14 protein-coding genes are annotated in these 18470 nt (G+C 66.0%); 9 read left to right on the top strand and 5 right to left on the bottom strand.

Going from position 1 to position 18470, the window contains the following annotated elements; translation table 11 throughout:
• Positions 1-408 precede the first annotated feature (408 nt).
• The 9 genes from rpmH to SCMU_RS20630 all read left to right on the top strand — a co-directional run bounded on the left by rpmH (position 409) and on the right by SCMU_RS20630 (position 12558).
• Entirely contained in the window at positions 409-546 is a 138-nt protein-coding gene (gene rpmH, locus SCMU_RS20670; protein ID WP_127513203.1) for a 50S ribosomal protein L34, read from the top strand.
• Between the two features lie 52 nt (positions 547-598).
• Positions 599-1003 (top strand): ribonuclease P protein component, encoded by a 405-nt coding sequence (gene rnpA / locus SCMU_RS20665; RefSeq protein ID WP_229230939.1) that lies wholly within the window; start codon positions 599-601, stop codon positions 1001-1003.
• Position 1004: 1 nt separating this feature from the next.
• The gene (yidD, locus tag SCMU_RS20660; RefSeq protein ID WP_443020359.1) at positions 1005-1385 is read left to right on the top strand and encodes a membrane protein insertion efficiency factor YidD; all 381 of its coding nucleotides are present in this window, start codon (positions 1005-1007) and stop codon (positions 1383-1385) included.
• Positions 1386-1393: 8 nt separating this feature from the next.
• Positions 1394-2362 (top strand): membrane protein insertase YidC, encoded by a 969-nt coding sequence (yidC, locus tag SCMU_RS20655; RefSeq protein WP_229230937.1) that lies wholly within the window; start codon positions 1394-1396, stop codon positions 2360-2362.
• On the top strand, positions 2359-2979 hold the full coding sequence (locus SCMU_RS20650) for a Jag family protein (RefSeq protein ID WP_229230936.1): 621 nt from the start codon (positions 2359-2361) through the stop codon (positions 2977-2979). The genes yidC and SCMU_RS20650 overlap by 4 nt, the downstream gene beginning before the upstream one ends.
• A 2-nt stretch (positions 2980-2981) precedes the next feature.
• Positions 2982-3656: a 16S rRNA (guanine(527)-N(7))-methyltransferase RsmG gene (rsmG, locus tag SCMU_RS20645; RefSeq protein ID WP_229230935.1), complete on the top strand. Its 675-nt coding sequence runs from the start codon at positions 2982-2984 to the stop codon at positions 3654-3656.
• Between the two features lie 233 nt (positions 3657-3889).
• Positions 3890-4774: a ParA family protein gene (locus SCMU_RS20640; RefSeq protein ID WP_443020358.1), complete on the top strand. Its 885-nt coding sequence runs from the start codon at positions 3890-3892 to the stop codon at positions 4772-4774.
• A gap of 72 nt (positions 4775-4846) precedes the next feature.
• Complete coding sequence (locus SCMU_RS20635; RefSeq protein WP_229230934.1) at positions 4847-5971, top strand: ParB/RepB/Spo0J family partition protein; 1125 nt, start codon at positions 4847-4849, stop codon at positions 5969-5971.
• Positions 5972-10911: 4940 nt separating this feature from the next.
• On the top strand, positions 10912-12558 hold the full coding sequence (locus SCMU_RS20630; RefSeq protein ID WP_229229687.1) for an IS1634 family transposase: 1647 nt from the start codon (positions 10912-10914) through the stop codon (positions 12556-12558).
• Between the two features lie 155 nt (positions 12559-12713).
• On the opposite strand, the gene trxA is transcribed toward SCMU_RS20630, so the two are convergent.
• The 5 genes from trxA to SCMU_RS20605 all read right to left on the bottom strand — a co-directional run bounded on the left by trxA (position 12714) and on the right by SCMU_RS20605 (position 18433).
• The gene (trxA, locus tag SCMU_RS20625) at positions 12714-13043 is read right to left on the bottom strand and encodes a thioredoxin (protein ID WP_229230933.1); all 330 of its coding nucleotides are present in this window, start codon (positions 13041-13043) and stop codon (positions 12714-12716) included.
• A 28-nt stretch (positions 13044-13071) separates the two neighbouring features.
• Positions 13072-14046 (bottom strand): thioredoxin-disulfide reductase, encoded by a 975-nt coding sequence (trxB, locus tag SCMU_RS20620; protein WP_229230932.1) that lies wholly within the window; start codon positions 14044-14046, stop codon positions 13072-13074.
• 200 nt (positions 14047-14246) lie between these two features.
• A complete protein-coding gene (locus tag SCMU_RS20615; RefSeq protein WP_229230931.1) occupies positions 14247-15863 on the bottom strand; it encodes a hypothetical protein in 1617 nt (538 codons plus the stop codon).
• Positions 15864-15966: 103 nt separating this feature from the next.
• Positions 15967-17919, bottom strand: coding sequence for a murein biosynthesis integral membrane protein MurJ (gene murJ, locus SCMU_RS20610; RefSeq protein ID WP_229230930.1), 1953 nt, complete (start codon positions 17917-17919; stop codon positions 15967-15969).
• A 7-nt stretch (positions 17920-17926) separates the two neighbouring features.
• Entirely contained in the window at positions 17927-18433 is a 507-nt protein-coding gene (locus SCMU_RS20605) for an NUDIX hydrolase (protein ID WP_443020357.1), read from the bottom strand.
• Between the last annotated feature and the right edge of the window lie 37 nt (positions 18434-18470).

The raw sequence follows: 18470 nt of genomic DNA, 5'->3' as shown, positions 1-18470 counted from the left end.
AGATTAGATGATGGGACAACCCAGAAGATAGCTGGCCTCAGGGGCCCGATGAATTACACTGATGGAGTTCACCCGGCTACCCGCGCCGATACGCTGTCCACAGGGCTGTGAGTGGAGTTGGCCACAGGCTGGGGAAAGTGCACGGCGGCCGCATCGGCCCGTGTGGCGAGGCATCTCCGCGCGCGCCCGAATTGACGCTGGGCCCCGTCGTGACCTAACGTCGTTAAGTCCTTTGTGTCTGCTTACTGTCCTGTCGCATGCCCTCCGACGCCACGCGGTGCCCTCGATCTGGGGACCCGACGAGGCGGCCGGCATGAGGCGCGGCGGGGCGGCAGGCCCTATAACGTAGCGTCCGCCCGCACTTCGACTTCGTTCGGCAGACGCGCTCGATCTACTGGAGTGAGAGAAGTGAGCAAGCGGACTTTTCAGCCGAATAACCGCCGTCGTGCCAAGAAGCACGGCTTCCGTCTTCGCATGCGTACCCGTGCCGGCCGTGCCATCCTGGCGGCCCGCCGGTCCAAGGGCCGTACTGAGCTCTCGGCCTGAGTTCTGATCCGGACGGCGGAGACGTCGCAGGCAGCGCGCTGAGGGTGACCTGATGCTCGCCACAACCCATCGCCTGCGCTCCGCCGCCGATTTTACGCATACCGTACGTTCCGGCGTCCGCCAAGGGCGCCGGAACGTCGTGCTGTATGCGGTCCGTTCGGAGGGCCGGCCCTCGCGGTTCGGCTTCATCGTTTCGAAGGCCGTGGGGAACGCAGTCACCCGCAACCTCGTTAAACGGAGGCTGAGGGAAGCCGCGGCTTCGACGGTCCGTGCACAGCCCGAAGGGCTCGACGTCGTGGTGCGCGCCCTTCCTGCCTCTGCCCAGGCGAGCTGGGCCGATCTCAGCAAGGACTACGAGTCGGCGCTAGGCGGAGCCCTGCGACGCCTCGACCGAGACGCGCAGCCGGGCGGATTGCCCAGCGGCGGGGAGAGGAGCGCCCATGGCGGCCACGGCTGAGATGCCCGGAGCCAAAGGCCACGTCGCCGTGCCCCGGTGGGTGGCCGCCGTCGTGCGCTTCGTCTGGACGCTCCCGCGGAACATCCTCGTCCTGCTGCTCAAGGTGTACCGGGCGATCGTGTCCCCGCTGTACGGCCAGGTGTGCCGGTTCTTCCCCTCCTGCTCGGCCTACGCCCTCGAGGCGGTCACGGTGCACGGGGCTGTGCGAGGATCGTATCTGGCCGTGCACCGGCTCCTGAGATGCCATCCCTGGAATCCCGGGGGAATCGACCATGTCCCCGAGGGGCACCGGCACTGGCCGGAGGACCGACTTCCACGAATCCTGGTGCTCAACCACCCGGACCGCTACTGGACTGACAACGAGAATGACGTGAGGAACTAGGGAAACGCATGGACCCGTTAAGCGCCATACTGCTGCCCTTCGAGTGGCTGGTCTCTTTTGTGATGGTGGCCTTCCACGAGGCCCTCTCGTTCATCGGCCTGCCAGCCGCGAGCGGGTGGACGTGGACGGCATCGATCATCGGGCTCGTGCTCGTGATCCGAGCGGCCCTCATCCCCGTGTTCGTCAAGCAGATCAAGGCCCAGCGCGGCATGCAGCTGCTCCAGCCTGACCTGCAGAAGCTTCAGGCCAAGTACAAGGGCAAGACCGACCAGCTCTCGCGCCAGGCCATGGCTCAGGAGCAGATGGCGCTGTACAAGCAGCACGGGACCAACCCGTTCTCTGCGTGCTTGCCCATGCTCATCCAGATGCCGTTCTTCTTCGGCCTCTTCCGCGTCCTCTCGGGCATCAGCAACGCCCAGGCCAACAACACCGGCATCGGCGCGATGACCCACGACCAGGTCGAGCAGTTCCACAACTCGAGCATCTTCGGCGCGCCACTCTCCGCGTCCCTCCTCCACGGCGGCGGCGGTGACTACCAGATCGCCGTGTGGATCCTGTCGATCTTCATGATCGTGGCGATGACGGCGTCGCAGTTCATCACGCAGAAGCAGATCATGGCGAAGAACATGACCGAGGCTGCGATGCAGAGCCCGTTCATGAAGCAGCAGAAGATCCTGCTCTACATCCTCCCGCTCGTCTTCGGCATCGGTGGCATCAACTTCCCCATCGGCGTCCTCATCTACTGGACCATCTCCAACCTCTGGACCATGGGCCAGCAGTTCTACGTGATCCGCCGCATGCCTGCCCCCGGTTCACCGGCGGCCAAGGAGTTGAACGCGCGCCGGGCCGCCAAGGGTCTCGCCCCGATCGACGTCACCACGGGCAAGGTCGTCAAGCCCGAGGACATGCCGCCCCCGCCGCCGCCGAAGGTCCAGCGCGAGCAGCCGCAGCGGAAGAACAGGAAGAAGAAGTCATGACCTCCGAGAGCACTGCCGTGAACCTGCCTGACAGCGACCCCGCCGAGAACGCCGGGGCCCCCGGTGCCGAGGCGAACGCCTCCGCGCCCGAGGAGGCTGATCCCAGCACGGCCGCGGACACCGACTCCCAGGAGCCGGCCACGATGCCGCTCAGCCGGCTCGAGGAGGAGGGCGACATTGCCGCGGACTACCTCGAGGAACTTCTCGACATTGCGGACATCGACGGCGATATCGACATCGAGGTGCGCAACGGCCGCTCCTATCTCTCCGTGGTCGGCGACGAGGAGGCCGAGGGCCTCGACATCCTCGTGGGCCGCGACGGGGAGGTCCTCGAGGCACTCCAGGAACTGACTCGGCTCTCCGTCCTCGCTGCGACCGGCAACCGCTCGCGGCTCGTACTCGACATCAATGGGTACCGGGGCGAGCGTTCCGTGCATCTGGCCGACATCGCGGAGAAGGCGGTGGAGCGCGTCAAGGCCGGCGAGGCCTCGGTGCATCTCGAGCCTATGAGCTCGTACGAGCGCAAGATCGTGCACGACGCCGTCGCCGACCTGGGTTTCGTCAGCGAGTCGGAGGGCGAGGGCGCTTCCCGTCACATCGTCGTCTCGGCCGACTGACGATGGCGGAGAAGCCAGCCGACGCCACGTCCGTGGAGGTCCCGGACCTCGAGGGTCCCGAGCTGGCCGCCGCCGAGCGGCTCTTCGGTGACCGTCTGGATCTCGCCCGCCGGTATGTGGGCCACCTTGCGAGCTCCGGGCTCGAGCGCGGGCTCATCGGCCCGCGCGAGGTCCCGCGGCTCTGGAGCCGGCACGTCCTCAACTGCGCGGTCATCGAATCCGAGTTCCCGACCGGGGCCACGGTCGCGGACGTCGGAAGCGGCGCGGGACTCCCGGGGCTCTGCCTGGCCATTGCCCGGCCCGACCTGCGGCTGACGCTCATCGAACCGCTCGAGCGGCGCGTGGTCTGGCTCGAGGAAGTGATCGCGGATCTGGGGCTGGAGAACGTCGCGGTGGTCCGGGGGCGTGCCGAGCAGGTGGCGGGAACGGTCGACGTCGCGTTCGTCACCGCGCGCGCGGTGTCCGCCCTCTCGACCCTCGTCCCCATGACCCTCCCGCTGCTCGGCGGGACGGGGACCCTCGTGGCCATCAAGGGGCGCAGCGCCGCTGAGGAAGTAGAGAAGGCCGCGAAGGTGATCCGGAAGTTCAAGGGGCATTCGCCGCAGGTGCATCTGGTGGGCGAGGGGCTTCTCGCGGAGCCCACAACCGTGGTGAGGATCGCTGTCGGAGAGGCCTGAAGTACCTCGGGAGAGCATCTTCAGCCGTTAGTCTAGTGTGAGGCAATCGACGCGAATCGAGAGTGAGTTGACCAGTGAACAGTGGTGAGACGTCGGCCCAACGGATCCCTCCCTTCCTGACGCTCGGTTCCGCCCGTGCCGCCTCTGACGAGGCGCCCAGTACCGCTCCCGACCCCGCACCCGTGGCCCAGTCTTCACCGGCCCAGGGCACCACGCGTGACGGCCAGGGGTTCCTGAAGACGGTAGACGAGGGCAGCCCGATCGCCTCGCAGCTCGCGAATGAGGCCAGGCGCCGGGAGCGCCTCCAAGGACGCACACTGCGCAAGCCAGACTCCACCCGCGTGTTCACGGTCTCGAACCAGAAGGGCGGCGTCGGCAAGACGACGACGACGGTGAACATCGCTGCGGCACTCGCCTCGGCCGGCCTGCAGGTCTTGGTCATCGACATCGATCCGCAGGGCAACGCGTCGACCGCGCTAGGGATCGAGCATCACGCCGAGGTCGAGAGCATCTACGACGTGCTCATCAACGATGCTCCTCTGGTTGACGTAGTGGCGCCGTGCCCCGACGTGGACAACCTTGTGTGTGCCCCGGCGACCATCCATCTCGCGGGGGCGGAGATTGAGTTGGTCTCGCTCGTCGCCCGCGAACAGCGGCTCCGCCGTGCGATCGACAACTACGCCGTGGCCCGCAAGGAGGCTGGGCTTCCGCGGCTCGACTACATCTTCGTGGACTGCCCGCCGAGCCTAGGCCTCCTCACGGTGAACGCCTTCTGCGCCGCGACGGAGGTATTGATCCCGATCCAGTGCGAGTACTACGCGCTCGAGGGACTCAGCCAGCTCCTCAAGAACATCGAGATGATCCAGAAGCACCTCAACGCTGATCTGAGGGTGTCGACGATTCTCCTCACCATGTATGACGGGAGGACGAATCTGGCGGCCCAGGTCGCCGCCGAGGTTCGCGAGCACTTCCCGGAGCAGGTCCTCGACGCTGTGGTGCCGCGGTCCGTGCGCATTTCTGAGGCCCCCAGCTACCAGCAGACCGTAATGACGTACGACCCGACGTCGACCGGAGCGCTGTCCTACCTCGAAGCCGCCGCCGAGATCGCGGAGCGATAGGCGGCCCGCATACCCGTCACCACCACTCGAACAGCCAGGTGCCCGGCGAAGGGCCTGAGGGAGGATACCGCTATGAGCGAGAAGCGCCGAGGACTGGGCCGGGGCCTGGGGGCCCTCATTCCCAGCTCCGCCCCGGCGACCAGCGGCTCGACGACGCCGTCACGCCCTGTGGACCTCTTCTTCCCTGACGCAGGACGCCGTGGTGAGTCCGAGGCGGAGACGCCGGGGCCGGCGTCGCCTGTTGAGGCGGGCGCCTCCGACGACGATTCCGCTCCCACCGCTTCGGCATCACCGGAGACGGGGGGCGCCGCCGAGACGAAGACGGCGCGGCCGTCCCGCTCGCGGGCCAAGGAGCGGGACACGGATGAGCTCGATCTGGTCGAGGTTCCCGGGGCGCAGTTTGCCGAGGTTGCGGTGGGGGACATCCATCCGAACCGGAAGCAGCCCCGCACTGTGTTCGATGAGGACGAGATGGCTGAGCTCGTCCACTCGGTGCGCGAGATCGGCATTCTCCAGCCGATCGTCATTCGGAAATCAACCGAATCCGGTAGCCAGCCCTATGAGTTGGTGATGGGCGAGCGCCGGTGGCGGGCCGCCATGGCAGCGGGGCTCGACGTGCTTCCCGCGATCATCCGGGATACCGGGGACGACGCGCTGCTTCGCGACGCCCTCCTTGAGAACCTGCACCGAAGCCAGCTCAATCCACTCGAGGAAGCCGCGGCCTACCAGCAGCTGCTCGAGGACTTCGGCACCACCCACGAGGAGCTTGCCGACCGCATCGGCCGCTCGCGCCCCCAAGTCTCCAACACCATCCGTTTGCTCCGACTGCCCCCGTTGGTTCAGCGCCGTGTGGCTGCCGGCGTGCTGTCGGCTGGTCACGCGCGTGCCCTCCTCTCGCTGCCGGACGACGCGGCGATCGAGCGCATGGCGCAGAAGATTGTGTCTGAGGGGCTGTCGGTTCGAGCCACTGAAGAGGCTGTCGCCCTCTATCAGGAGCCGGAGGAAGCGCGGCGACCGTCGGCCCGCACCAATGCCCGCCACGAGCGACTCGACTTCTTGGCGTCCTCTCTCGCGGACCGTCTCGATACGAATGTGAAGATCACCCTCGGTGCGCGCAAGGGAAAGGTGAGCATCGAGTTCGCCTCTGTTGAGGATCTCAACCGGATCATGACTCTCATCAACCCCGAGGATGGCTAGGCACACGAGTGACCTGACTTGCCGCACCTCTTGAGCGGGTCCCGTTTCACGTGAAACGGGACCCGCTCTTTGCGTGATAGGGTTCGGGGCTGCCTGGTCCCAAAAGCTCTCACGGGACTCGAGGCCGGCCGGCCGATCAGTGAACTCATCTGGTATGAGATGCAGGAAGGGAGCCCTGGTATCCTGCGGACCGGCAGGGCCCGGAGTAAGGGAGTACCTGATTCACAGATGCACTGACCATCGCCAGCTGCCATTCGCCGTTCGCCGTGGGGTTCATCCGTTCTTGTTGGGGCCGCGCCCACCACGCCACGCTGCGTATCTCACGGGTGCTGCCTTCGATCGGGCGGGCTTTGGATGAATGCGCCGAACCCGCGTCGACATATGGTTTCTCGGCAGCGAGTGTCGGCCGCATTGGGTAGACGACGAGCACGGCAGGGTCTCGGTGACGCCGATTGTCTTCTTGGGCTCGGCACGTGAACTGATGAGACACCGGAGGGGCGGTAGCGCTGTCGAGATTTCATTGACGTTGTGGAGGGCGACCATCGAGTTCGTCCCAATGGCTCCGTACATCCATCTTCGATGACCGATGTCTTGCATTGAACGTCGTACTCGCTGTGCCGACGTGTGGTCTGCACGGTTGCGACCTGGCCCCGCCTCGTACCCCGGGTTGATCGGCATCTGACTGGCCGAAATGGTGGTTCGCTCGCGGCGTGGGGGCTGGATGCCTGCGGTGCGGGGGAGTCTCCTTCGCCGCCAGCACCGTCTCGCGCTGAAGATCGGGTGAGACATAGTCGGGACTTCGCAGTGACAGTGTGGGACGTGGCTCGTGCGCCAGCGCGGAAACGTCGTGGTCTCGACCGTTCCGATCCAGCTAGGACATCTTGCGCATCTCCTCGTCATCCGTGCGGGCGTCATGGCTGAACAGAGAGAGGTGAGACTGTCTTGAGCAGTTGCCGTCATATGAGACTGCCTCATCTGTGAGCGGGCCCGGGGGTGGGCAAGAGCTGGGTTCGAAGGTTCTATCGACCGAATGCCGGCGGTGATCGGCAGTTGGCGTGCGGGGCCCAGTGTTACGTTCGATGTTTCACGTGAACGCTGAGCCGATTCTTGTGTGGCCGGAATGCGCCCATCCGGTTTCACGTGAAACAAGAATTGGTGTTGGGCTTCCAACGCAGCGAGACCCCTCAGGCGGCCGGGTCGGATCATATCTGTGCGCGGTGTAAAGCAGTCCTATCCCGCACATGAGGGGCGACTCGCGAGCTTGCCTAGTGCGTCCGAGCCGAGACCGTCAGTCGGTATAAAGGACCGCTATCCGACAGGTCAAATTCGATCGCGCGTCCGGCCCGCGTCGCTGCGCCCGAATAGCACCGCGGCGCCTGGCGTAGCAGCTTATCCGGCAAGATCTGGAGGCAACTCAGAAATGACGCCGTCCGTCGCCGTGAATGGTGCCGGGTGTTCGGCGTTGGCGCATGCTAGACCGTGCGATCCAGCGAGCGGGCTGGCCGGGATGACTCGCTGATACGAATGTATCCCTTCGGCGGGCTGATGCACGTGCCGCCTAGCGAAGATCTGAACCGAGGCCGACCCCTTATCGCTCGAGCGACTCTTCCGTGAGTTCGATACGTCTGCCGAGCGCTGGCACATGCCTACCCTTTGGCCATCTCCTTGTTTCACGTGAAACGAGAACTGGGCCAGCAGGTTCCCATCCACCCTGCGTCGACGCCGGCCGCGCCTGGCCTGAGCGACTCGCGTCGTGGGCCGGTGTCGTCTACTTATGAGCAGGGTTAGCCGAGAGATTCCTCCGGAGGGGGGCGGATAGCCCGGTGCTGGTCGCCGTGTGGGCCACAGCGCGTATTGATCGGAACTGAGGCTTCGCGGGGGCCTACCAATCATCGATGCATTCCCCGCAGACTCCACAACACTTGCTTGCAGAGCGCTCACCGCATTTCTCGAGACCGTTGGCATGTCCGGCTCTGATACCTGCTGGCGAGGAGCGACCAGTCCTAGATCTCGAGGAGGAAACGGTAGCTGACCGAGAGCTGTGTTGTGCGCCGGGGCCAGATTCGGAACAGATAACGTCGACCGGCTAGAGGGCGGGAGTCGGAGGCGGCGGTACCACGGTGATCCTCGGTGGATGTCTTGATCCTCGCAGGTCCCTTGATCTCAGGCAAGAAGGGACGTGGGTGAGGCTATTCGACGTCTGTTCGGGGCGTCATCCCTCGACCGTGGGCGTGTATGTGACCTGGAGGACCGATCCAGGTGAGACGGTGTGGTCTGTACAGGCATGCGCAGGACGCAAACGTGTCCTTCATCGGTCACGGCGCAGGACAGGAGACTCATCCCTCGTCCCGGGCTGGTCACCCATGTAGTGGCTCTGCGCGCTGACGACCGGCGGTTCGGGAGAGGAATCGGTGGTGTCTTTCGTGCTTGCGAAGCGTAAGCATCGGCGGCGCGCGCTGTGGACCTTGCTGTGGATATTGCCTGTGGATAATCATGTGGACAAAGGTTGGCGATTGCCACAGGTCCGAGGTTACGAACCGTTCGAGCGGCATCCTCATCCGCCTGATCGGTCACAGTGGACTCGATGATTCGGTGCCTGATGAGTCGATGCAGGGCCGGCTGAAGTGCCCCTTGACCTCGATGGGTCCTCGGAGAAGCCACCTATGCGACGCTCGGAACATAGCACTGTGCGGGTACGCCACCGGAGACGGCTTAGTACAGCCAAAATACGGGTTTGTCCGACTTGCACAATTGTTGCGTGATCGACCGCGCGAGCACGACACAGCTCGGTGCTCGGAGCCTTGGGGGCAGTCAAACGGCGCTCGCCCGTGCGTTGTTGCCTGCGACACTGTCGCTGAGCAGCGTGGATTGTCTGTGGATAGATGGGGGCTCTTGTGGATGACGGTTGTTGATAGTCCTGTGGATAACCGTGTGGAGGGTCGGTCATCGTGATGGGAGGTTGGCGTGGTGGAACTCGCCAGTGTGGAGCCGGAGTGGTGAATGTTGGCTCTCCGACGACACCTCGGCCCGTCTTCGTGATGGATCACCGGACGCGCTCTGACAGTCTGAATAGGCACCGAGTCCGTGCCGGCGGTCAGAATCTGATGCACCTGTTTCGCGCGACCCAGAAGTGTGCCGCGCCATGAAGGATTGGTCCGTGCTTCCGACGGTCCGTATGCGATGATAGGGCGTCCGGCATCCGCGGATGCCGGGCGGTAGGGCGCCCGACGGGCTGGGGGGTCGCAGGGCCCAGAGGAGTGGGTCGTGATTGCGCTGCCGGCCGTGGCGTGTGCAGCAGCTCTTTGTGCCCCAACTTGCGGACCGCGGAGGCGACGCGGAGGCCCTCATCAGACTATCCGAGTCATCGTGAGAGCCGTCAGGTGCTGTGGCCCTTCGCTATCCCGCGGCCCAAGATTGGCTATCGTCGGCCATATTGTTTCACGTGAAACAGCCGACTCTTCCGGGAAGGTTTGCCCTCACCTCGACGAGCGGAAGGCAACGTCTACCGTGGCCATGAGCCAAGTTGGTCGCACCGGCTAGGCGAGCGTCCTCTGGGACCCGCCCTTCTCCAGGTTAGCGTGTCCGGTTGTCGCCGGGGCGAGTGCGTCGAGCTGCTTCACCTCCCTCGGCGGTCACGCACTGAGTGGCCAGCATCTCTGGCGATAGGTACAGATCGATAGTGAACGGACAGGGTCATGCGTCTGCGGACATCTGTCATGCTATTCGGCGGACAGGGGAGACCATCGTGGGCCCGCGGTTCGGCGGTGGTTCGGCGCGCCGGGTGGTGGTCGTAGTTATGCCTTGCTCTACTCCTCCCAGGGCTGCCCTGCAGCCCCCAAGAGGACAGGATAGAGATTCGGCGGCGCCTCCTCTCAGCAGGATCAGCATGGGCGTCGATCGGCGGACATAGTGTCATGGGACCGGTTGGTCCGCTGTACTGTCAGTCTGTCGCTGGTTCCGCGTGGTGGGACTGCGCGCGGAGTATTCGCGGTGCCTACTCTTAGTGTGTCCACAACGCTGTCGGCGGGCCCGGCTCGAGAGGCAAGTGCAGTCCCGCTTATGTGATCGTGGAATGTGATCTATCACTCGATACCGCCATGCCACGAGTCGCGAGGATGAGGGATTCTCTGGGTGTTCAAGTAGTTCTTTGTGGGGCACACTGGTGAGCCGTCAGTCAACGTTCTGGAAGCTAAGATCCCCGTTGAGCTAGGGTTGGTGTCCACCATCGCTCTGTTCCTCACTTGGTAGTGATGCGTAGAACCCGCGCAACGCTGCCTTAGTTTCACGTGAAACATGATCTCTTGGGCACAGCGAATTCCCTTCCGGAAGTCCGGTGGTAGTGAGCAGGATTCGATTCGCGGTTGTGTACTCGTGCCACACTTCTGAGAATGCGTCAGACACTGCTCGAGTTGTGCTCACTACGAATGGCCTTCCTACACGTTCCGGGAAGGCTCGGATGATAATCCGCGGCGTCCAGGACCGTTCGCGGCTGCACGGCACGCCAGTTCCACGCGTGCGGACACCGTGCGGCCCCCGAATGTAGCAGCCGAAGGGTTATCTCTGCTGTGGACCGCGTACTGCGGGCGCCGGTCTGAAGGCGGCGCGGTTTCACGTGAAACCGCGAGCGACGGCACCACAGGCGAACGTCAGAAAGCAGAGAGGAATCCAGCAATCGGGAGTGCCAGGCCTGCACGTTTCGTGCCGGCGTTATAGAGCGGCATCGTTTCACGTGTAACCGGGAGATCCTGACAGGAGAGTGTGGCGATGAGGGCGGCGGACCTAGTGCTCAAGAGAAAAGGGAGGGCGTGGCATCTGCCGCGCCCTCCCCTCCTGAGTTTGGTCACTTTGCGGTCGGTTTCGAGAGGACTGCCTGCTGACCTGCGGTAACGCTGTCGCGGGAGCGGTTCTGAGGCACTAATTGGTGCTCTACTGTGGTGGCTGTGGCATGGATTCGGCGGGTTCGGACGGCCTCCGGGGCGACGGCCGTGCAGATCGCCGAGTCCGTCGACGGGCGGCGGCGGATCGTGGCCCACGTCGGCTCGGCCCATACCGAGGCTGAGCTCGGGCTCCTGGTCGAGCGGGCGCGGGAGCTGCTGGACGACCCCGGCCAGGGCGAGCTCGACTTGGGCCTGGCCCCTGCTGCGCCCAGGACTGCACTGATCGGCCCGCCCGGGGAGCCGGCGCTCTTCGAGAACCCGGGGACACCGGTGCCAGGGCGATCGGCGGTTGCCCCGCCACGGGTGGTCGCCACCGCCTCACGGGTCCTCTTCGACACGCTCGCGGCGGTGTTCGACGACCTCGGCTTCGACGCCCTCGCCGACGAGGTGTTCCGGGACCTGGTGGTCGCCCGGATCGTGGAGCCGACCTCCATCCTGGACACCGCCCGCGTGCTGGGCGACCTGGGCGTGCGCCCGGCGAGCGAGAAGACGATGCGGCGCACCCTGTCCCGCGCGCACAGGGGCAGCTACCGGGACCAGATCGCCAGGGCGTGCTTCGAGCACGCCGCGGCCAGCGGCGATGTCTCGCTGTGCCTGTACGACGTGACGACCCTGTACTTCGAGGCCGAGAAGGAAGACGGGCTGCGGAAGGTCGGCTACTCCAAGGAACGCCGGGTCGACCCGCAGATCGTCGTCGGCCTGCTCGTGGACCGGGAAGGGTTCCCGCTGGAGATCGGCTGCTACGAGGGCAACAGGGCCGAGCAGACCACGATCATCCCGATCGTGAAGCAGTTCCAGGACAGGCATGGCATCGGGGACATGGTCGTGGTCGCCGACGCCGGCATGCTCTCCGCGGCCAACCTCACCGCGCTCGAGGAGGCGGGCCTGCGCTTCATCGTCGGCTCCCGCGCCGTCAAGGCCCCGCTGGACCTGGCCTCCCACTTCCGCTGGCACGGCGACGCGTTCACCGACGCGCAGGTCATCGACACCATCACGCCCAGGACCGGCCGGCGCAGCGAGAACAACGAGCTCCTGCGCGCCGAACCCGTCTGGGACCCCGAGACGCACCCCGGCTCCTGGCGGGCCGTGTGGGCCTACTCGGCCAAGCGGGCCGTGCGGGACGGCAAGACCCTGACACTGCAGGAGGACCGCGCCCGGGCGGTCATCGCCGGCGAGAAGGCCGCCCGCGCCCCGCGGTTCGTCAAGACCAGCGGCGACGGGCACACCCTGGACGAAGCCGCCCTGGCCCGCGCCCGCCGCCTGGTCGGGCTCAAGGGCTACGTGACCAACATCCCCGCGCACCTCATGCCCGCCGGCGAGGTCATCGCCTCGTACCACGAGCTCTGGCATGTCGAGCAGTCCTTCCGGATGTCCAAGACCGACCTCGCCGCGCGACCCATGTTCGTCCGCACCCGCGACGCGATCGAGGCCCACCTGACCATCGTCTTCACCGCCCTCGCAGTCTCCCGCGAGGCCCAGACCCGCACCGGCCTCGCGATCCGCAACATCGTCCGCCAGCTCAGGCCCCTGCGCTCAGCCACCGTCGCCTCCAACGGCACCACCCAGACCATCGCGCCCCACATCGACCCCGACCGGCAGGCCATCATCGACGCCCTCACCACCGGGAAATCTCAGGCACTAAGCAAATGACCAAACTCAGGTTATAGAGCGGCATCGTTTCACGTGTAACCGGGAGATCCTGACAGGAGAGTGTGGCGATGAGGGCGGCGGACCTAGTGCTCAAGAGAAAAGGGAGGGCGTGGCATCTGCCGCGCCCTCCCCTCGGGAGAACCTCTGGTCAACGCCTACTTGGCGAGTACCTCGTTCCACTCTTTCTCGAAGTACTGCTTGGGCCGTGCGCCGATCACTGTGCCGGTGACCTTGCCCTTCTCAAACAGGTAGACCGCAGGGATCGAGGTGATGCCGTATTCGGCAGCGATGTTGGGATTGTTGTCGACGTCGACCTTGACCACGTCGACCTTGTCGGCGTACTCGACTGAGATGTCGTCGAGGATCGGTCCGAGCTTGCGGCAGGGGCCGCACCATTCAGCCCAGAAATCGACGATGACGGGCTTCTCGGACATGATCACCTTGTCGGTGAACTCGGCGTCGGTGACGTTCTTGGCGTTGCTCATCTGATGCGATCCGATCTCTTGAGTTGGATTATGCCTTGGCAGCCAATGCGCGCGCCTCGACGTCGGCCAGGTAATGCTCGACGTCGAGTGCGGCAACACAACCCGAACCGGCTGCCGTAATGGCCTGGCGATAGGTGGGGTCAACGACGTCGCCCGCCGCGAAGACCCCGGGAAGGCTGGTTCTCGAGGAGCGTCTCTCGACGGCGATGGTTCCCTCGGCGGTGAGGTCGAGGACGTCCTTGACGAGCTGCGTGCGGGGATCGTTGCCGATCGCGACGAAGATGCCAGTCACGGGGATCTCCGACTCGGTGCCGTCGACGGTGCTGCGCAGGCGGAGCGCACTGACCTTCTCGCCGCCGACGACGTCCGCGACCTCGGAGTTCCAGGCAAAGGAGATCTTCTCGTGGGCAAGTGCACGGTCGGCCATGATCTTCGAGGCACGAAGGCTGTCACGACGGTGGACCACGGTGACGGACCGGGCGAACTTGGTCAAGAAGAGTGCCTCCTCCATGGCCGAGTCACCGCCACCGATCACCGCGATGTCCTGGTCCTTGAAGAAGAACCCGTCACACGTAGCGCACCAGCTCACGCCGTGTCCAGAGAGTCGCTTCTCATTGGGAAGGCCGAGTTCGCGGTAGGCCGACCCGGTAGCGATGATCACGGAACGGGCCTTGTAGGACTCGCCGTTCGTCAGGGTGACGGTCTTGGTCTCGCCTTCCAACTCGACCGACTCGACGTCCTCGTATTCGATCTGCGCGCCGAACTTCGAGGCCTGCTGCTCCAGCTTGTCCATCAGCTCGGGACCCTGGACGCCCTCCGGGAAGCCCGGGAAGTTCTCTACCTCGGTCGTGTTCATGAGCTCGCCACCTGCGGTGACCGAACCGGCGAAAATCAACGGGTTAAGGTTGGCTCGGGCGGTGTAGATGGCTGCGGTGTACCCCGCCGGTCCAGAACCGACGATGATGACGTCGCGGACGTCGGCGGCGGTCTCAACGGTGCTCACGGGATGCGTACCTCTTCCTTGGGCGGTCACAACAGGTGGTGTCAGCAGCCACAACATATCGATGAGGTTCGATATTCCGTGCCGCCGTCTCATCCAAGGGTACCGAAGGGATGCACGGCGCCCCGAAGGCGACGACGTGAGGGACGACGCAGGAGGGGCCACGGACTCTCGTCCGTGGCCCCTCCCCAAGGCACCGGCGCCTATTCCACCTTGATCTCCGCGAGCCGCAGTCCGAACGGATACTGCGTCTGCGGCGCTGAGAGCCGGGGAAGCGAGTTGATCTGGATCAGCACATACTGGGCGGTCGGTGATGCGCTGACCGGAACCATCACCTGAGGACCTGTGAACGACGAGGTGCCCGCAAGCGCCGCGCCAGTCAGGCTCGGCTGGTTGTTCGTGTAGATGCTGAAGTTGCCGCCTGAGCCGCCCGACTGGATGAGGGTCACCTGCTTGACCTGTGCAGGGTCTTTGAGCTTGACGGCGAGGACGACGCTCTTGGTGAATCCGCCCCAATCCTCCCGTGCGAACTCCATTCCCGACCAGAACGTGGCGGGATTGCCATCAAATGTGAGCGGCAATTTGCTGTCGAAGGAATTGGCGAAGGTGAGCTCGTCAGGGTTCAGACGGGTCACCGAGTCGATGACGGGCGGTGCGGTGGGAGCCGGCGGCGGAGTGGTCTGCGCGTTGCTCGCTTCAGAGCTCGGCGATGTCTGTGACTGCCCGGTTGGCTGGTGCGTTCCGTTCGCTGTGCCCGTCTGCTGGGGCTGGAACAGCCCCCCGAGGGTGGTGAAGGCGAAGATGAGCGCGGCGATCAGGACCACCGCGAGTACCCCACCGACCAACCACGGCATGGACCGCGGGCGCGTCGACTCCTCGTCTTCGTAGTCGGTGTACCCGGATGACGACGACGGCTTGGGCCGCGCCGCCTCGGGCATGACTGCTGCAGGGCGATGCGACGGCCAGTGTTCGCGTGAAGACGCCGCGGGCTGACTCTGCTGGACGGGGGAAGCCGCGGTGGGCGCCGGGCCCGCGGCCTGGCTGGTCTGTGAGGCGGGCCACGGCGTGACTCGGGCTGCCCCAGCACCTGCAGAGGCGGGACCCGTTGCCGCCGGCCCCACCTGACCAGGGCCAGCGGCACCTGGGCCGGCCGAACCCGGGGACGAACGCGGCGGCGCGGCGGGCGGTGGCGGAATCGCGGCGGCCCCGGCTGCGGCCGCCCCGGCCGCTGTGCCCGTGACACGGCCAGGTGCGTTCTGCGCAGGCCGGGCTTGGGTCGGAGCCGCTTGGGTTGGCCCGGCCTGGGCGGGGCGGGCTTGGGGGAATCCTTGGGTCGGGCCACCCTGAACCGGCTCACGGGGTGAGGGTTCCTCGTGTTCGTCGTACCGGATGTACTCGCCCGGGCGGCCGGGGTCGACAGTGCCGTCGTAGGTTTCCGGCTCGTGTGAGCGAGACTCGCCGAACAGTTCGCTGCCGAGGGTGTCGGTGAAGAACGGCTCCACGTAGGGGCTTTCCTGCGGCACGATCAGGTCCAACAGATCGGCGGGAGAGGTGTGGTTCGTGATGAGGTACGTCGATCCATGGCTGATGCCGAGGTCCAAGACCTGGACTGAGCCGTGCCGCTCGCCCATGGCGACTTCTCGGGCGCTCTGCGCGAGCTGGTCGGCGTTGGCTCGCCCGGCAACGAGGATGCTCACGGGCCGATTCAGGACCTGGTCCACGCCGTCGAGGACGAGATCGCCCCCCTGGGACGTCACGATCGAGGACGTGACCTTGTACCGTCCCCCGATCACGGTGCCGACGTCGATGGACTGGGACACGGAAAACCTCCTGGTCGTTCGCGCGGGCACGACCCATGGCCGCGCCTTGTGCTGGTAGTGATCCTAGCGGACGGGGCTGTCAAGTCGCGGGGCATGCCCGTTCTCAGTCTTCGGGGAAATGCGGATTCTGGCCCGGAGGGCCCTGGAAGGACCGCCGTCCCGGGAGCCGTTCGGCGGGCGGGGCCGAGGGGCGCGCGCGGTACATGACCGGGTCGAACTGGCCCGAGATGCGGGGGATGATGCCCGTGTCGTCGGAGATCGTGATCGCGGCGGTGATGGGGGCCTCGGCGGGCTCCGAACGGGAGGCGGCGGCACCGGCGCCGTCGTGCGTGGGGGCGGTGGAGGCGCCCGCGGACGACGGCGCGGCCGCGCCTCCGCCGAGCCGCCCGCCGAGGCGCCCCAGGATCGGCGCGAGGAGATCGCGCAGCTCGGTGACGCGGAAGACGCGCAGAAGCACGAAGTACACGATCAGCATGGGCACGGCGATGATCATGATCGCGCCGAGGGCCGCGAAGTTGGAGCTCCAGATGAACCCGCTCGGGCTGTACCCGCCGAGGAGCCCGACGGCGGCGGCCCCCACCACGGCGGAGCCCGTCGCTGCGTACCCCATGCGGATGTACGAGCGGGCCACGTGCGCACCGTCGAGGTGACCTAGCAGGCGGCGGAGGTAGTGGCTGCTGAGGAAGACCGAGAGGATGTTGCCCACCGTGTACAGGCCGGCGATCGCGAAGATGATGTAGCGCGCCGCCAGGAACTGGATCGCGAACGCGCCGACCACGTTGAGGATCGCGAGCCACAGCTGGATCTTGAACGGGGTGCGGGCGTCCTCGTTGGCGTAGAAGACGCGGGCCATCATGAAGTTCGCGCTCATGAAGGGCGTGCTGAGCGCGAGGATGCTCAGGGTCTGGGCGAGCATGACGCCGTCCGAGGCGCGCCCTCCGGAAAAGAACATGCCCAGCGGCGCGGCCAGCGCGAACAGCGCGAGCGCGGCGAAGACCGTCGCGACGGCCATCGTCCGGAGGCCGTGCGAAAGCGCCTCTCGGACGCCGGAGCGGTCCCCGGCCTGGGAGGCCTCGGTCATCCGGTTGAAGAGGACCGTGGCGAGGGAGAGCGCGATGATCGAGTGCGGCAGCAGGTAGAGCTGCGAGGCGATCTCGAGCACGGTATTGCCGGGAACCTGCTGCCACAGCGGGTTGCCGGCCTCTTGGAGCCGCTCGCGCTCGGCGCCCGGCTGGGACGCGATCTTCATGACATAGAGGAACGTCAGCTGCCCCACGGCGGTGGTCGCGAGCGTCCAGATGCCCAGCCGCGCGGCCGCACCGAGTCCCACCCCGCGCCAGCCGAATCGCGGCGCCAGTCCGAGCCGCAGCCGCATGACGGGGATGAAGAGGAGCGCCGTCTGGATCACGACGCCGATCGTGGACATCGCGGCGATGAAGAACGTGTGGGCGCCGGTCCAGTTGTCGAGGCTGTGCGGGTTGGCCCGGTTCGCCCCGAAGATCCACACGAACATGCCCAGGCCGGCGATCGCCACGATGTTGTTCACGATTGGAGCCCACATGGCCGGACCGAATGCCCCGTGCGCATTGAGCACCTGCGTCAGGAGCGCGTAGAGGCCGTAGAAGAAGATCTGGGGCAGGCACCAGTACGCGAACACCGTGGCGAGTTCGAGCTGCGGGGGGCTGTATCCGGAGGTGGTCAGTCTCATGACCCATGGCGCGGCCACGGTCACGGCGGCCGTCAGCACAAGCATCACGAGCACGCCGAGGGTCAGGAGGCGGCTGATGTAGTCGGCGCCCCCGTCCGCGGCCTTGCTCGCCTTGATGATCTGCGGGACGAGGACCGAGTTGAACACGCCGCCGGCCACGAGCAGGAAGATCAGGTTCGGCAGGTTGTTCGCGTTGACGAACGTGTCCGCGACGGTCGAGCCCAGGCCCAGGGCGAGGATCAGCATCCAGGAGCGGATGAAGCCGAGCGCCCTCGAGACGAGGGTGCCTGCCGCCATGATCGCGCTCGAGCGGGCCTCGGAGACCGGTGCGGACTTGGGCGTGGCCACGGCTACCTCACGCGAGCAGGTGCTCGGGCAGCACCTCGCGGGCCAGGTCCGCGATGCGGCGCTCGTTCGGGAAGGAGAGGCGACGGGCGAGCTCGGAGATGGGGACCCACGCGACGTCGATCGCCTCGTGGTCCGGGTCGTTCTCGATGGTCAGGTGCCCGCCCGTGGCGCGCAGGAGGTAATGGTGCACCGTCTTGTGGACCCGATGGCCCGTGACCGTGAACCAGTAGTCGATGCTGCCGAGCGGGGCGAGGATCTCGCCCATGATGCCCGTCTCCTCGTTGATCTCCCGCACGGCGGCGCGCTCGTTCGATTCGCGGCCCTCCGGGTGGCCCTTGGGCAGGCACCACTCGAGGCGTCCCCCGCGGTTGAGGCGCGCGATGATCGCCACCGGCAGGTTCAGATCCGAGGTGTCGACGACGACGCCGCCGGCCGAGACCTCCTCCACGGTGGGCAGCGACGAGGGGTAGGCATGACCGGCCGGGGCGATGTGCGGCCCGACGGCCGACGGCAGGGGCGCACTCCTCCTCTTCTGAGGATCGCTCGGCAAC

The sequence above is a fragment of the Sinomonas cyclohexanicum genome, assembly GCF_020886775.1.
GTDB lineage: Bacteria > Actinomycetota > Actinomycetes > Actinomycetales > Micrococcaceae > Sinomonas > Sinomonas cyclohexanicum.
This window is presented reverse-complemented; position numbering and strand designations above follow the sequence as displayed.

Bases quoted from the DNA above. Each gene is read 5' to 3' on its own strand.
- rnpA (WP_229230939.1), top strand. From the start codon at position 599: ATGCTCGCCACAACCCATCGCCTGCGCTCCGCCGCCGATTTTACGCAT.
- yidD (WP_443020359.1), top strand. From the start codon at position 1,005: ATGCCCGGAGCCAAAGGCCACGTCGCCGTGCCCCGGTGGGTGGCCGCC.
- yidC (WP_229230937.1), top strand. From the start codon at position 1,394: ATGGACCCGTTAAGCGCCATACTGCTGCCCTTCGAGTGGCTGGTCTCT.
- SCMU_RS20650 (WP_229230936.1), top strand. From the start codon at position 2,359: ATGACCTCCGAGAGCACTGCCGTGAACCTGCCTGACAGCGACCCCGCC.
- rsmG (WP_229230935.1), top strand. From the start codon at position 2,982: ATGGCGGAGAAGCCAGCCGACGCCACGTCCGTGGAGGTCCCGGACCTC.
- SCMU_RS20635 (WP_229230934.1), top strand. From the start codon at position 4,847: ATGAGCGAGAAGCGCCGAGGACTGGGCCGGGGCCTGGGGGCCCTCATT.
- trxA (WP_229230933.1), bottom strand. From the start codon at position 13,043: ATGAGCAACGCCAAGAACGTCACCGACGCCGAGTTCACCGACAAGGTG.